This is a genomic window from Mesorhizobium sp. ESP-6-2, from assembly GCF_020164675.1.
Classification (GTDB): Bacteria; Pseudomonadota; Alphaproteobacteria; order Rhizobiales; family Rhizobiaceae; genus Mesorhizobium.
Map to the genome: position 1 here is coordinate 254735 of NZ_JAIUGT010000006.1, position 14164 is coordinate 268898.

Genomic DNA, 14164 nt, shown 5'->3' on the forward strand with positions numbered 1-14164 from the left:
TTCAGATCAGCTTTGCCGGGATCAAGCCGCGCAGTGAATTGCCGACATAGAGCGCCCTGGCGGATTTCAAGTCGTCAAAACTGTAGATCGCCTCGCGGGCGCGGCCTTCATCCAGAAGCGCGCCGCGCAATACGCCAGGCAGCAGCCCGCAATCGAGGCGGGGCGTCAAAAGCATGTCTTCGCCGAAATCGGCGAAGACATTGGTGATAGTGCCTTCGCACATCTCGCCGCGCTCGTTGGCCAACAGCACTTCGTCGGCCTGGGTGACGAGATATTCGGCACGGGCATGCGTGTAGACCTGCCGCCGGCTGGTCTTGTGGCGCAGCAGCATATCGTTCGAATCGAGCCTCGTGCGCGCCAGCCGCAGCGTCCAAACCCTATCGGCGGCGAGCGGCTCATAGGGCTGGACCGAGGCGGCCGCGTCGCCACTGCGCGCCAAAGCCAGGCGCGTGCGCAAGCCGTTGCGCGCGCCATCGACAGCCTTGCCCAACACGTCGCCGATCCTTTGCGGGTCGCAGGCAAAACCGAGTTCGGCCGCCGAACCATAGAGGCGCGCCAGATGCCGCTCCAAGCGCAGGAAGCCCGTGGCCGGCTCCCAGCGCATGGTCTCGATCAATTCGAAACCGGCGGCGTTCCCGTCGCGAAGCGGGCTTTCAAGAGACACTCCTGATACTCCTCCTGCGCGGTTGAATCGAAGACGATGCCGCCGCCGACATTGTAGACGGCCTCGCCGCCGGGAAAGAGCGAGATGGTGCGGATCGCCACGGAAAAGCGCATCGTGCCGCCGGGCGCGATCCAGCCGATGGCGCCGCAATAGACATCGCGGGGCGTGCCTTCAAGGTCATGCAGGATCTCCATGGCGCGGATTTTCGGCGCGCCGGTAATGGAACCGCAGGGAAACAGCGCGGCAAAGATCTGGCGGATCGTGAGGCCCGGCAGCAGCTTCGCCCTGACGTCGCTCACCATCTGGTGGACGGTCGGATAGGTCTCGATGCGGAACAGCTCGGGCACTTCCAGCGTGCCGACCTCGCTGATCAGCGAGATGTCGTTGCGAAGCAGGTCGACGATCATCCGGTTCTCGGCCTGGTTCTTCTCGTCATTGCGCAGGAAGGTTTTCTGGCGCTCGTCGTCGGCTTCCGTCGCACCACGCGGCGCCGTGCCCTTCATCGGATGGGTCTCGACCATGCCCTGCGCGTCGATCTCGAAGAACAGTTCGGGTGAGCGCGACAGCACGACCGGATCGCCAAGCGAAACCAGCGCGCCATATTTCACCGGCTGGCGTTCGGTCAGCGCGTCGAAGGCGGCGAGCGGATCGCCCGACCATTGCGCATGCACCGGAAAGGTCAGGTTGCCCTGGTAGCAGTCGCCTTGCCTGATGTGCCGGTGCAGCCGCGAGAACCGCTTCTCGTAGTCCTCGAACGACCATGCCGCCCTTGCATCGAAGATCGGGCCGTTGGTCGCCGCCGCCTTGCGGGGCGGCACGGGCTCCTGCACCGGCGCGTCGAAGACGCCCAGGCAGACCAGCGGAGCGCGGCGCCCTGCCGGCAGCAACGGAACCAGTTTCGGCTCCAGCAGGTAGCCCGCCTCGTACGAGAAGTAGCCGGCTAGCCACTTGCCGGCATCATGCGCGGCCTGGGCCGCCTGCAGCGCGGCCGAGAAATCCCGGGCCTCGTGCGCCGTAATGATGTCGTCCGGTCGGTCGAAAACGAGCTGGCGCGCGCTTTCGTCATTGCGGAAAATTGCGGCGGGCAGGGGCATGGAACTCGGCGCGTGGATCGATGAAGCCAATGATGGCTCTATATGGGGGGCCAGCCGCGCGCAATCGAGGGAGCGGCACCTTGCCACTTAAAGCCGACCTCTGGCCCAACCTCTGGCTCGATCCGTGGGCAGACCTTGCGGCCAAAAGCAAACCGGCGGCGCTTCGTTCGCGCCGCCGGCCGCAATCGTCGGATCTGCCCTGTCGCTCAGGTGTTGCTGGCGGTTCCGGCCGACGGAAACTGCCTGGCGAATTCCGCCTCGTTGCCGGCGGCGAGCAGCTTGGCCTGTTCGATCCAGCGCTCGCGCGCGATACGGCCGTCGAAATTCATGACGTCCTCGATCCGCTTGATATCAGCGGCTGTCCAGGCGGCGATCTGGGCAAAGCTGGTGACGCCTTGTGCCCTGAGCAGCTTCTCGTTGACCGGGCCGATACCGATCAGCCGACGCAGATTGTCGGGTTTGTCGGAAGCCGCTTTGGCCGGAGCGGACTTCGCCGGTGCCGCCTTCCTGGGCGCCGCGCTGGCCTTGGGAGAGGCCTTGGCGGCAGCGGCCTTCGGCGCGCCGGTCTTCGCGGCGCTTGAAGCGGCCTTGGCCGCAGCCGGCTTCCTGGGCGCCGGCTTGGCTGCCGGAGCGGATTTGGCAGGGGTGGGCGTCGACATCAATGCGGCCGGCGCCGGGGCCGCCGCTTTTGCCGGGCCGGTGCTGGTCGAGGCCTCGCGCAGCCGGCGCTCGAGGTCGGCGCGGGTGCGCCCACCGGCATCCAACTCGCCGGTCAGGCGATCGCTGTCGGCCCGCAGCCGGTCGCGCTCGCTGCGTGTGCGATCGAGGTCGCCGCGCAAGCTGTCGAGCTCACCGCGCAGGCGTCCCCAGATGAACCAGCCAACCAGCACACCCACAAGGAACGCCAGGAGCATGTAGAAAAAAGTGCCCATTGTCTCTCTCCAGTCAGATCCGTCTGCCGCGGCATTGGACTTTAATGACCTTCGGCGAAGGACTACTCGATGATGGTTCCGCCGCCTGCGGAACAGCCGGCTTCAGTCGAGCCGTCGGCATCGGCTTTGCAAGCCATGGCCAATGGCCGTCGTCGCGTGCACCGGAACGCCGCGGTCGGCTGAGACTTCCCCGCCCGACCCGCATGCTCCGGCTGAGCTTGGCGGGGAGGCTATCATAGAGCTTACGGAAAGCTATGGGAAAACTACGAAAGAGAGTTCTTCAAGAACAGATATTCAGACCAAGAATAGTGTGGTCCCAATATGCATTCCGGCTAAACTGTTCTGAGCGGGTGGAGACGGCGTACACAAGACGCCTCAGTTGTCGAGCGCTTCCAACTCGTCGATCAGGCCGCTGATCACGCCAAGCCCGATCTGCCAGAAGGCGGGATCGGTGGCATCGAGGCCGAAAGGCGCCAAAAGCTGCGAATGATGCTTGGTGCCACCGGCGCGCAGCATCTCGAAATATTTGTCCTGGAAGCCGCGCTCGGCGTTCTGGTAGACCGCGTAGAGCGAGTTCACCAGACAGTCGCCGAACGCATAGGCGTAGACGTAAAAGGGCGAATGGATGAAGTGCGGGATGTAGGTCCAGAACACTTCGTAGCCGTCGCGCAGCTTTATCGCCGGCCCCAGACTTTCCGCCTGCACCTCCAGCCAGAATTGGCCGAGCCTGTCGGATGTCAGTTCGCCGTTGCGGCGCTCCGCATGCACCTTGCGCTCGAACTCGTAGAAGGCGATCTGGCGCACGACCGTGTTGATCATGTCCTCGACCTTCTGGGCGAGCATGGCCTTGCGCTCGCGCCTGTCGGTGGTCTGCTCGAGCAACGAGCGGAAGGTCAGCATCTCGCCGAAGACGGACGCCGTCTCGGCCAGCGTCAGCGGCGTCGAGGCCATCAGCGCGCCCTGGCCGCCGGCCAGCACCTGGTGCACGCCATGGCCAAGCTCATGCGCCAGCGTCATCACGTCGCGCGGCTTGCCCATGTAGTTGAGCAGCACGTAGGGGTGCGCCGAAGGCACGGTCGGATGGGCGAAGGCGCCGGGGGATTTGCCTGGGCGCACCGGCGCGTCGATCCAGTTGCGGTCAAAGAAAGTCCGCGCGATCTCGGCCATCTCGGGCGAGAAGCGCTGATAGGCGGACAGCACCGTGTTCCTGGCCTCGTCCCAGCCGATCACCGCTTGCGGCGTCTCCGGCAGCGGCGCGTTGCGGTCCCAGTGGTTCATCACCTCCATGCCCAGCCAGCGCGCCTTCATCCGGTAATAGCGGTGTGACAGGCGCGGATAGGACTCGCGCACCGCCGAAGCCAGCGCATCGACCACACCGCGCTCGACGCGGTTGGCGAGATGGCGTGAATCGGCGATGTCCTCGAAGCCGCGCCAGCGGTCCGAGATTTCCTTGTCCTTGGCCAGCGTGTTGGTGACCAGCGTGAAGGTGCGCAAATTCCTCCGGAAGGTCTGGGCGAGCGCCTCGGAGGCGCGGCGTCGCACCTCGCCGTCGGCATCCTGCAATCGGTTCAGGGCCGGTTCCAGCGTCAGCTCCTCGCCGTCGACGTCGAAGCGCAAGTCCGTCATCGTCTCGTCGAACAGCCGGTTCCAGGCACTGCGCCCGGTGATCGACTTCTCGTGGAAAAGCTGCTCGACGCGATCCTCGAGCTGATAGGGCTTGTCCAGGCGCAGATCGAGCACCCAGGGCCGGTAATGACCGAAGGCGGGGTCGGCGGCGAGCGCGCCCTCGATCGCCGCGTCGTCGATCAGGTTCAGTTCGAGCGCGAAGAACAGAAGATGCGCGCTGGCGTCGGTCATCTTCTCCTGGATGTCGCCATAGAGCTTGGCGCGCTGCGGATCGGCGGTGTTGCCGGCGTAGATGAGGCCGGCATAGGAGACGATACGGCCGATCAGCTCTTCCAGGGCCTCATAGGCGACAAGCGCTTCGCCCAGCCTGCCTGCGCTGCCGCGCTCGGCCTCGGCGGACAGCGTGCCCTTCCAGCGGCTCTCGAAGGCGACCGCATCGGCGGCGGCTTTCGCGATGTCGCGCTTCAGCTCCGGCGCCTCCATGCCCGCATAGAGGTCGGCAAGATTCCATTCCGGCAGATCGCCAAGCTCGGCGGCGCCCTGACCGGAAGCTGGCGCCGCAGGCCGCCGATCAAACATCACGCGCATCGACAATACCTTCTTTTAAATCAAGTGGCCGGGCCCAAGGCCAGAATCAAGGAGAACGGAGAAGCCGGTCAAATCCTAAGGAATTCGTTCACCGGGTTTTTTGAAACCTTATTTAGAACCCTGTGCCAAGATGGTCCATGGGGATATCAGGCGGGCGGCTCAAGACAGTCATGACAGGTTCCATACTCATAGTCGATGACGATCCCGTGCAGCGCCGGCTGCTCGAGGCGGCGGTGACGCGGTTCGGCCACACCGCAATCGTCGTCGACGGGGGCGCTGCCGGCCTCGACGCCCTCGACGGGCCCGGTGCCCGCGACGTGTCCGTGGTCATCCTCGATCTGGTCATGCCCGATCTCGATGGCATCGGCGTGCTCAAGGCGATGCGCGAGCGCGGCATCACCATCCCCGTCATCGTGCAGACCGCCCAGGGCGGCATTGAGACCGTGGTTTCGGCGATGCGCCACGGCGCCTTCGATTTCGTCGTCAAGCCGGCCTCTCCCGACAGGCTGCAGGCCTCGATCGCCAACGCGCTCAAGGTCGAGGCTGTCGAAGGCGAGGTCAAGCGCACGTCGCGCCGGCGCGGCGGGCTGCTGACCTTCACGGACATGATCACGCACAGTCCCGCCATGGACAAGGTGATCCGCCTCGGCCAGAAAGCGGCGGCATCCAACATCCCGATCCTGATCGAGGGCGAATCCGGCGTCGGCAAGGAACTGGTGGCGCGCGCCATACAGGGCAGCGGCGACCGCCGCTCGAAACCTTTCGTCACCGTCAATTGCGGCGCCATTCCCGACAATCTGGTCGAATCGATCCTGTTCGGCCATGAGAAGGGCTCGTTCACCGGAGCCACGGAGAAGCACACCGGCAAATTCGTCGAAGCGCATTCGGGCACGCTGTTTCTGGACGAGATCGGCGACCTGCCGCTCGACGTGCAGGTCAAGCTGCTGCGCGCCGTCCAGGATGGCGAGGTCGATCCGGTCGGCGGCCGCGCCACGATCCGGGTCGACATCAGGCTGATTTCGGCGACGCACCGCAATCTCCTGCAGCAGGTCAAGGACGGCAAGTTCCGCGAGGACCTGTTCTACCGGCTCAACGTCTATCCGATCTATGTGCCGCCATTGCGCGAGCGCCGCGACGACATTCCCGATCTGGTCGCACATTTCATGGAGAAGGTGGCTCCGGCAGACCCGCGCCATCGCCTGCGGGGCATTTCGGCGGCGGCGCTCGCCGTGCTCCAGGCCTATGACTGGCCCGGCAACATCCGGCAGCTGGAAAATGCCGTCTTCCGCGCCTCGGTGCTGTGCGAAGGCGATGTGCTCGGCGTCGAGGATTTCCCGCAAATCCGCGCCCAGGTGGAGGGCACGGTCCGTCTCGATGTGGACATCGCGCCGACCGGCCCGGCTTTGGCCGTAGAACCGCGCGATGAGCCGGCGCTGGCCGGCGAGGGCGTTTCGGCTGCCGAACCCGAATCGCCGATGCGGCTTCAGCCACGCTTCGGCACGCTGCGCGCGCTCGACGAGCGCGGCAATGTGCGCGCGCTGGCGGATGTCGAACTGGAGATGATCAAGCTCGCCATCGATCACTACAACGGCCAGATGAGCGAAGTCGCCCGCCGCCTCGGCATCGGCCGCTCGACGCTTTACCGCAAGCTCAAGGAATACGGCATCGATCCGGAAACCGGCAGGCTCGACCGGCTCGCTTCCTGAGGGCGCTATCGCGCACAGCCGCCCGATGTCCGGCCTGAGAGCGGTCGGCCCGCGTGCGGTCACGCAAGGCCGGGACCAGCTTGCGCTGCCATCATGTCGCCGATGCATTGACTGGACCGGAGTGTGGCGCGCCGATGGCGACGTCCCCGACGGTCCCGTTCACGCATTAAGGCTAACGGTAACAGATCGTGTTTCGGCCAAACGAGGAATCATGATCTAAACCAGCGGTTTACCAAGAAACCTTGTGGACAATTTTTGGCGGGATATCGCCACGGTGTTACCGCATTTCGGCTTCAATAAGCGATGATTAACCATTAGGATCGATATTCGGATGTGACAACGACACGTCCGTTTGGGCAAATCCGGGGACAAACGGCAGCCTGCAAGGCCTTTTGATTTGAACAGAATCGAACGACACACAAACGGGCGGCACTATCATTTGAGCGTCTGGCCGAAGTGGCTGGCGGCCATGATTGTCGCATTTGGTTTTCTTGCCGCTGCCGCAACCGGCGCCAGGGCCGAAGTCCGTTCGCTGAAGCTCTACCACCTCCACACGCACGAGAAGGCGGAGATCGTCTACAAGCGCAACGGCCGTTACGATCAGGCCGGGCTGAGGAAGATCAACATCATCCTGCGCGACTGGCGCCGCAACGAGCCGACCAAGATGGACCCGCGCCTGCTGGACCTTGTCTGGGAAGCCTATCGGGAAAGCGGCGCCACCGATTATATCCAGGTGGTTTGCGGCTATCGCTCGCCGTCGACGAACTCGATGCTGCGCAGCCGCAGCAAGGGTGTCGCCGAGAAGAGCCAGCACATGCTTGGCAAGGCGATGGACTTCTACATTCCGGGCGTGCCGCTGAAGAAGCTGCGCAATATCGGGCTCAAGATGCAGGGCGGCGGCGTCGGCTACTATCCGAGATCCGGTTCGCCGTTCGTCCACATGGATGTCGGCAATGTGCGCCATTGGCCCGGTATCAGCCGACAGGAACTGGTGAGCCTGTTCCCGAACGGCAAGACGCTGCACGTGCCGAGCGACGGCCGGCCGCTGCCCGGCTTTGAGCAGGCGCTTGCCTCATACAAGGCACGCAAGGGTTCCGGCGGCGCCGCCATCGAACTGGCCAGCGCCGGCGGCGGTTCGAAAAGGTCCGGTGGTCTGCTGGCTGCCTTCTTCGGCGGTGGCGACGACGAGGCCGACGACAGCGCCGATGTCGCATCGGCAGAGCCGGCGCCCAAGCCGAGAAGCGTGAAGCCGGCACCGGCGAGCACCGCCAAGAGCGGCACCCTGCCGGGGATCGCGATCGTGGCGCCCGAGAACGCCAAGCGCGCCGAGATTCCGCAGGTGGCCGAGGAGCAGGCTCCGGAGCCGGAAAAGGATACCCCCGAGACGATCATCGCGGCGTTGCCGGCACGCAGCATCCCGCTGCCCGATTTCGCGCCGCGGCCGAAAGTCGATGTCGGCGCGCAGCCGCCTGAGAATGTTCCCTTCGGCATGGCGGATGCGACGGCCAGCACCGAACAGACCGTGGCAACCGTGCAGACGCCGGCGAATATGCCTTTCGGCAAGGCTGATCCCTCGGCGGTTACGGCCGATGCAGCGCAGGTTGCCGCCAACAACATACCTTTGCCGACATGGCGCCCCGAACACACGTTGCCGGCAGTGCTGGCGCCTGCGCCCAGCAAGGATGTGCTGATGGCGCTGGCCGAGACGGCCGAGCGTAGCAAGACCGCGACCGATGCCTTCTCAGTGCTGCCGAGCGCGCGGCCGGATATGACCAATACCGATGCGGCCAGACCCGATACGGCCAGGCCCGATGCGGTCAAGGCCGTGCTCGACGAGGCCGAGGCGCCTCCCGTTCAGGCTGACTATTATCGGGTTGCGTCGTTGTCCGAGCCTCGTTCGGCGTTCAACGACCCGTCCGGCGTCGATGCCGCATCGCCGCGCGAGGCCGTCGTTGCCCGCGCCGCCGGTTCCGATCCGGTCGCCGCGATCGGCGCCGGCGTGAAGACGACCCGCAAGGAGGCCAGAGCCACCGCCCGCGACCTGAAACCCGGTCCCAAGGCCATCGTGGTCGCCGCCGCGCCGCAGGCCGCCCGCTGGGCGCTGACCAGCGGCGAGAATGTCGCCACGGTTTCGAGCGCCACGACGGCGCCGGGCTACGCCTACAATGTGGTCCACACGCCGCCGAGCGAGGTCTACACAGCCGGCTTCCAGCAGGGCGACCAGATGGCGGATGCGAACCGTTTCACCGGCAATGCCGTAAAATTCCTGTCCGTCGCGCGCTTCCAGACGAAGTAGCGTAAAGACCGGGCATTCCGAAAGCCGCGCAGGGCAACCGGCGCGGCTTTTTGTTGTCACCGGCTGTGTGCGGGAACAACCGGCATGATGAAGCCGGCCCTGCGGGATCACGGGTGCCTGAACTTCTCGTGAAAACGTAAAAGCCGCCTATTTCCCGGCTAGAATGGCTGCGTTCCAACCTGGGGATATTCATGAAGACGATTCTATTGGCATCCGTCCTGGCGCTGGTGGCGGCATCGGCGGCTATTGCTCCCTCGCAAGCCGAAACCGTGATCATCAAAAATGGCAAGCATCACTGCCGGACCAAGGTGGTCACGCATTGGAAGCATCACCACAAGGTGGTCGAGAAGGTCAGGGTCTGCAACTGACCGCCAAGGCTGACTGCCATGGCACCAACCTAGCCCGATCGGCGCAAGCCGGCCGGGCTTTTTCGTGCCGCCGGGACGGTTCAGTCGATGTCCAGCGCGGCCGCTTCGCCCCGCGCCAGAAGCCGCGCGGCATCGCGTGCAGGCGGCAACCCGAACTGACGCGCATATTCCCGGCTGAACTGTGAAGCGCTTTCATAGCCCACGGTAAAGGCAACCCGCGCGGCGTTTCCCGGCTGGGCCAGCAGCAGGTGGCGGGCCTCCAGCAGGCGGACCTGCTTCTGGTACTGGATCGGGCTCATCGCCGTCGCCGCCTTGAAGTGGCGATGAAACGCAGCGCTGCTCATATTGGCGAGCTCGGCCAACCGCCGCACCTCGATAGGCTCGTCATAGTGAGCCCGGATCCAGGCGGTCGCCCGGCGGATCTGTGACAAGCGGCTGTCGGCGCCGGCGAGCTGGCGCAACTTCGCGCCTTGCGGGCCTTGCAACAGGCGAAACAATATCTCGCGCTCGAGCAGGGGAGCGAGCACGGGAATCTCGGCGGGCCTGTCGAGCAGCCGCAGCATCCGGCGCCACGCGTCGAGCAGGTCGTCATCGGCGAGGTAGGTCATGAAATCGTCGCCACCGACGGCCGGCTCGTGCTCGATGAGCAGGGCTGCGATCGCCTCGACATCGAGGGCGAAGCCGAGGGCCACATAGGGATGCGCGGTGCTCGCCTCGATCAGCTGGCTGGTGGCGGGTGTCTCGACCGCGTAGACGAAATAGCTGCCGGCTTGATAACGAAGCGTACGCTCGCCGATCAGCACCGATTTCGTGCCTTGCAGCACGAACAGCGCCGTCGGCTGACAAAGCTCGGGCATCGGCGGCGTCGGGACCTCGCTGCGGCCGATCGTAACGCGAGGGATCGCCGTCCTTGTCCGCCGTCCATGCGCATGGCGTGCGGCGATGGCGATCAATTCCAGCAGCGCTTCTCTCATCGTTTCAGCATTGCCGATCCGCGTGGGCCGCGCAACCAGGTGAGAGGATCAGGCAAGAGCAAGAGAGTTTTCGGCGCGCGAGGCGGGCTGCAATCCGCCATCTCTAAGGCGCGTCGCGTTTGGCGACGCGTCTTGGGCCTTTGTTTTATGCATGTCGTTCTCCCAGACCGGGCCACGTCCAGGCGACAGGCATCAGGCCTCCACAAAGGAGATTTGGACATGACGACATCGAAGCGCGCGCTGGTGACCGGCGCCAACAAGGGCATCGGCCTGGAGACCGCACGGCGCCTGGCAGCAACGGGATTCAAGGTCTGGCTCGGCGCCCGCGACGCCGCACGCGGCATCGCGGCGGCACAGGCGCTGCGCAGCGAAGGGCTCGACGTCGAGTGGCTCGAACTCGACGTCGCCGATGACGAAAGCGTGGCGGCCGCCGCCAGGACCGTCGCGGCGCGGGCAGCCAGCCTCGACGTGCTGGTCAACAATGCCGGCATCGCTCCCGGCTATGTCGACGCGCTGGGCCCCGACGGGCGCTATGAGTTGCCGCCGAGCCGGGAGAATGTCGCCGACATCAAGGCCACCTATGAGGTCAACGTCTTCGGCCCGGTCCGCGTCACCCAGGCATTCCTGCCACTCTTGCTGGCATCGACCGCCGGCCGCATCGTCATGGTGAGCAGCTATATCGGCTCGATCGCACGCGCGCAGGACGCAACAGGCGAAACCCAGTCACCCAACATAATGGGCTATGGCAGCTCCAAGACGGCGCTCAACGCCATCACGGTGGCGTTCGCCAGGGAGCTCGCGCCGCGCGGCATCAAGGTGAATGCGGCTGCTCCCGGCTACACCGCGACCGATCTCAACGGGCACAGGGGCGGTCGCACGGTGCAGCAGGCAGCCGAGATCATCATGCGCCTGGCGACGCTGGATGCCGATGGTCCGACTGCCGGCTATTTCGACGAGAATGGCCCGCTGCGCTGGTGAACGCGAAACCGCTTATCCGGCGAGCTTGCTCGCGGCGCGTGCGAGAGCTTCGATCTCGTCCCACCTGCCGGCCTTGACCATGTCGTTGGGGGCGACCCAGGAGCCGCCGACGCAGATGACATTGGGCAGGCTGAGATAGTCGGCCGCGTTCTTGCCGGTGATACCGCCGGTCGGGCAGAATTTCACGTCGGCGAGCGGCGAGGCGAAGGCCTTCAGCGAGGCGATGCCGCCGGACTGCTCGGCCGGGAAGAACTTCAGGAAGCGCAAGCCTGCTTCGCGCGCGGCCATGATCTCGCCGGGGGTGATGGCGCCGGGCAGCAACGGAACCTCGCTGTCGGCGGCGCCTGCCAGAAGCTCGCGGGTTATGCCCGGGCTGACGATGAATTGCGAGCCGGCGGCGGCCGCCTCGTCGAACTGGCGCGCATCCAGAATGGTGCCCGCACCGACGATGGCTTCCTCGACCTCGCCGGCCACGCGGCGGATCGCTTCCAGCGCATCCGCGGTCCTGAGCGTGATCTCGATCGCCGGCAGGCCGCCGCGCGCCAAAGCGCGGGCCAACGGCACGGCATTGGCAACATCAGCGATCTTCAGCACCGGGATGACCGGCTGACCGTTGAGCAGCGACAGGAGTTTTTCGGTCTTGCTGGGCATCTTCTTCTCCATATCGTCGTCAATTCAACCGATTAGCAGACTGATATTTTCATGTCCACGCAACCGGGCGTGTCGTGATGTCACGCACGCCGGGCAGCTTACGGCTCTTCCGGAACAGGGCCATGACAGGCCGTCAAACCCGTTTCACCTTGAAACGGCTTTTACGAGCGTCTAGTTGCTCTGGCAATGACACCGTCCCCGCCATCCCAGCCTGTCCGCGTCGCCGCGCTCTACAAATTTGCCCGGCTCGACGCCTTCCAGGCGCTGCGGGCGCCACTGGCCGCCTTCTGCTGTGGACGCGGCATCAGGGGTACGCTGCTTCTGGCGCATGAAGGCATCAACGGCACGGTCGCCGGCAGCGATGCGGCGATTGCCGAACTGATCGACCATCTCGAAGCCATCGACGGGCTGTCCGGCCTCGAGGTGAAATACAGCAGCGCCGCGCAAACGCCCTTCCACCGCATGAAGGTGCGGCTGAAGCGCGAGATCGTCACCATGGGTGTCGAAGACATCGACCCGGCGAAAAGTGCGGGCACCTATGTCGCGCCGGCCGACTGGAACGCGCTGATTTCCCGACCCGACACGATCGTCATCGACACGCGCAACGCCTACGAAGTGTCGATCGGCACCTTCAAGGGCGCCATCGATCCGGCGACCGCGAGCTTTCGCGAATTCCCGGCCTGGGTGGAGGAGCACCGCGCGGAGCTCGAAGGCCGCAAGGTCGCCATGTTCTGCACCGGCGGCATACGCTGCGAAAAGGCGACGGCCTATGTCAGGTCGCTCGGTCTCGAGGAGGTGTTCCATCTCAAGGGCGGTATCCTGAAATATCTCGAAGAAGTGCCGGCCGAAGACAGCCTGTGGCAAGGCGAATGCTTCGTCTTCGACGAACGGGTTTCGGTGTCGCACGGCCTCGCCGAGGGCGACGCCGAGCTGTGCCGCGCCTGCCGCCATCCGCTGACCTTAGATGAGCTGACATCGCCGAAATTTGCTGCCGGCGTCTCTTGCCCGCATTGTTTCGACGCTCGTTCGGACGCCGACCGCCAGCGCTACGCCGAGCGCCAGCGGCAGGTCGAGCTGGCGAAGGCGCGGGGCAGGGGACCGCATATCGGATCCTGATCAAGGCACCTGGGCCGGGGCAAAGCGGCCGCCCGTCATTGCAATGCCAGGTTTCGGGACCTACGTCTTCGGCATTCGAAACCTGCCCGTTCGGCCGGGCAATCCTGGAGGCATTGATGTTCGATCCCAAGAAGCTTCTCGACGATCTGCTCGGCTCGCAAATTCCCGGCACCGGCGGCACGGTCCGTGACAAGGCGGGACAGGCGGTGCAGATGGCCAAGGACAATCCTCTTGCGGCGGGCGCGCTGGCCGCGGTGCTGCTTGGAACCGGCGCCGGACGCCAGGTCACCGGTGCCGCCGTCAAGCTCGGCGGGTTGGCAGCGATCGGTGGCCTCGCGTACAAGGCCTACCAGAACTACAAGGCCGGCAATGCACCCGAGCAGACGCCGGCGGCCGGCGAACCGGAATTGCTGCCGCCGCCGAAGGACACTGCCTTCCACCCGTCGCAAGCGCCGCAGGGCGAGGACGAATTCACGCTGACCCTGGTGCGGGCGATGATCTCGGCGGCCAAGGCCGACGGCCATGTCGACGATGAGGAGCGCAAGAAGATCGCCGGCAAGCTGAGCCTCGCGGGGATCGGTTCCGATGCGGAAAAATTCCTGATGGCGGAGCTGGAGAGCCCGCTCGACCTCGACACGCTGGTGGCCGGCGCCAAGACCGACGCGCAGAAGCTTGAGCTCTACACGGCGTCGCGCCTCACAATCGATCCCGACACACGTGCCGAGCGCGGCTATCTCGATCTGCTCGCGGGCCGGCTCGGCCTGCCGGATGCGCTGATCGACCATGTCGAGGCGACGGTTTCGGCGGTCAAAGTGCCGGCTGCCAAGGCCGGGACCTCACCCAATCCACGCTGGTAGGCCAAAACGGAACAGGCGGGCCTTCGTGGCGTTAACCTCTCGTTAACCCAGGAAGCGCATGATTCTAGACAGTCGGATCGGCTTTCCTCCTCCCAAGTCCGGTCCAGATCAGGGCGGTCGCCAATGACCGCCCTTTTTGTCGGCCCTCCGGGCTTCTCCCAACAACGAATTGCACTTTTCGGCACCCGGCCAGGCTCCGAGCCCTTGATAGGAATTTTTTCCTTGACTGGGTGACGGCAACTATGGTAGATATTTGGTTATGGTGCTGAGTTGCGCCAGGGAACGGCCGCACAGGCGGGTTTTCCGTTCAAAGG

The 14164-nt window shown here is 65.1% G+C and carries 12 protein-coding genes; 6 read left to right on the forward strand and 6 right to left on the reverse strand.

What is annotated here, in order from left to right; all coding sequences use genetic code 11:
* Position 1: 1 nt before the first annotated feature.
* The 4 genes from LB532_RS18175 to LB532_RS18190 all read right to left on the reverse strand — a co-directional run bounded on the left by LB532_RS18175 (position 2) and on the right by LB532_RS18190 (position 4904).
* Positions 2 to 664, reverse strand: a complete 663-nt coding sequence (locus LB532_RS18175) for an aminotransferase class IV family protein (protein ID WP_140641647.1) — start codon at positions 662 to 664, stop codon at positions 2 to 4.
* On the reverse strand, positions 613 to 1776 hold the full coding sequence (locus LB532_RS18180; protein ID WP_411908885.1) for an aminodeoxychorismate synthase component I: 1164 nt from the start codon (positions 1774 to 1776) through the stop codon (positions 613 to 615). The genes LB532_RS18175 and LB532_RS18180 overlap by 52 nt, the downstream gene beginning before the upstream one ends.
* A 188-nt stretch (positions 1777 to 1964) precedes the next feature.
* A complete protein-coding gene (locus tag LB532_RS18185) occupies positions 1965 to 2690 on the reverse strand; it encodes a proton-conducting membrane transporter (protein ID WP_140641646.1) in 726 nt (241 codons plus the stop codon).
* A 375-nt stretch (positions 2691 to 3065) separates the two neighbouring features.
* Positions 3066 to 4904: a M3 family oligoendopeptidase gene (locus LB532_RS18190; RefSeq protein WP_181169431.1), complete on the reverse strand. Its 1839-nt coding sequence runs from the start codon at positions 4902 to 4904 to the stop codon at positions 3066 to 3068.
* 170 nt (positions 4905 to 5074) lie between these two features.
* Here LB532_RS18190 and LB532_RS18195 point away from each other — a divergent pair, with 170 nt between their 5' ends.
* The 3 genes from LB532_RS18195 to LB532_RS18205 all read left to right on the forward strand — a co-directional run bounded on the left by LB532_RS18195 (position 5075) and on the right by LB532_RS18205 (position 9274).
* Positions 5075 to 6610, forward strand: coding sequence for a sigma-54-dependent transcriptional regulator (locus LB532_RS18195; RefSeq protein ID WP_140641645.1), 1536 nt, complete (start codon positions 5075 to 5077; stop codon positions 6608 to 6610).
* 469 nt (positions 6611 to 7079) lie between these two features.
* Complete coding sequence (locus tag LB532_RS18200; protein ID WP_181169430.1) at positions 7080 to 8906, forward strand: DUF882 domain-containing protein; 1827 nt, start codon at positions 7080 to 7082, stop codon at positions 8904 to 8906.
* A 191-nt stretch (positions 8907 to 9097) separates the two neighbouring features.
* Positions 9098 to 9274 carry a hypothetical protein gene (locus LB532_RS18205; protein WP_181169429.1) on the forward strand — a complete coding sequence of 59 codons (177 nt, stop codon included), beginning with the start codon at positions 9098 to 9100 and terminating at the stop codon, positions 9272 to 9274.
* 80 nt (positions 9275 to 9354) lie between these two features.
* Here the strand turns inward: LB532_RS18205 and LB532_RS18210 are convergent, their stop codons facing one another.
* On the reverse strand, positions 9355 to 10227 hold the full coding sequence (locus LB532_RS18210; RefSeq protein WP_411908884.1) for an AraC family transcriptional regulator N-terminal domain-containing protein: 873 nt from the start codon (positions 10225 to 10227) through the stop codon (positions 9355 to 9357).
* Positions 10228 to 10467: 240 nt separating this feature from the next.
* On the opposite strand from LB532_RS18210, the gene LB532_RS18215 reads away from it, so the two are divergent.
* Positions 10468 to 11226 (forward strand): SDR family NAD(P)-dependent oxidoreductase, encoded by a 759-nt coding sequence (locus LB532_RS18215; RefSeq protein WP_140641640.1) that lies wholly within the window; start codon positions 10468 to 10470, stop codon positions 11224 to 11226.
* A 12-nt stretch (positions 11227 to 11238) separates the two neighbouring features.
* Here the strand turns inward: LB532_RS18215 and LB532_RS18220 are convergent, their stop codons facing one another.
* Positions 11239 to 11877 carry a 2-dehydro-3-deoxy-phosphogluconate aldolase gene (locus LB532_RS18220; protein ID WP_140641638.1) on the reverse strand — a complete coding sequence of 213 codons (639 nt, stop codon included), beginning with the start codon at positions 11875 to 11877 and terminating at the stop codon, positions 11239 to 11241.
* Positions 11878 to 12063: 186 nt separating this feature from the next.
* Here LB532_RS18220 and LB532_RS18225 point away from each other — a divergent pair, with 186 nt between their 5' ends.
* The gene (locus LB532_RS18225) at positions 12064 to 12993 is read left to right on the forward strand and encodes a rhodanese-related sulfurtransferase (RefSeq protein ID WP_140641636.1); all 930 of its coding nucleotides are present in this window, start codon (positions 12064 to 12066) and stop codon (positions 12991 to 12993) included.
* A gap of 116 nt (positions 12994 to 13109) precedes the next feature.
* The gene (locus LB532_RS18230) at positions 13110 to 13850 is read left to right on the forward strand and encodes a tellurite resistance TerB family protein (RefSeq protein WP_140641634.1); all 741 of its coding nucleotides are present in this window, start codon (positions 13110 to 13112) and stop codon (positions 13848 to 13850) included.
* Positions 13851 to 14164 lie beyond the last annotated feature (314 nt).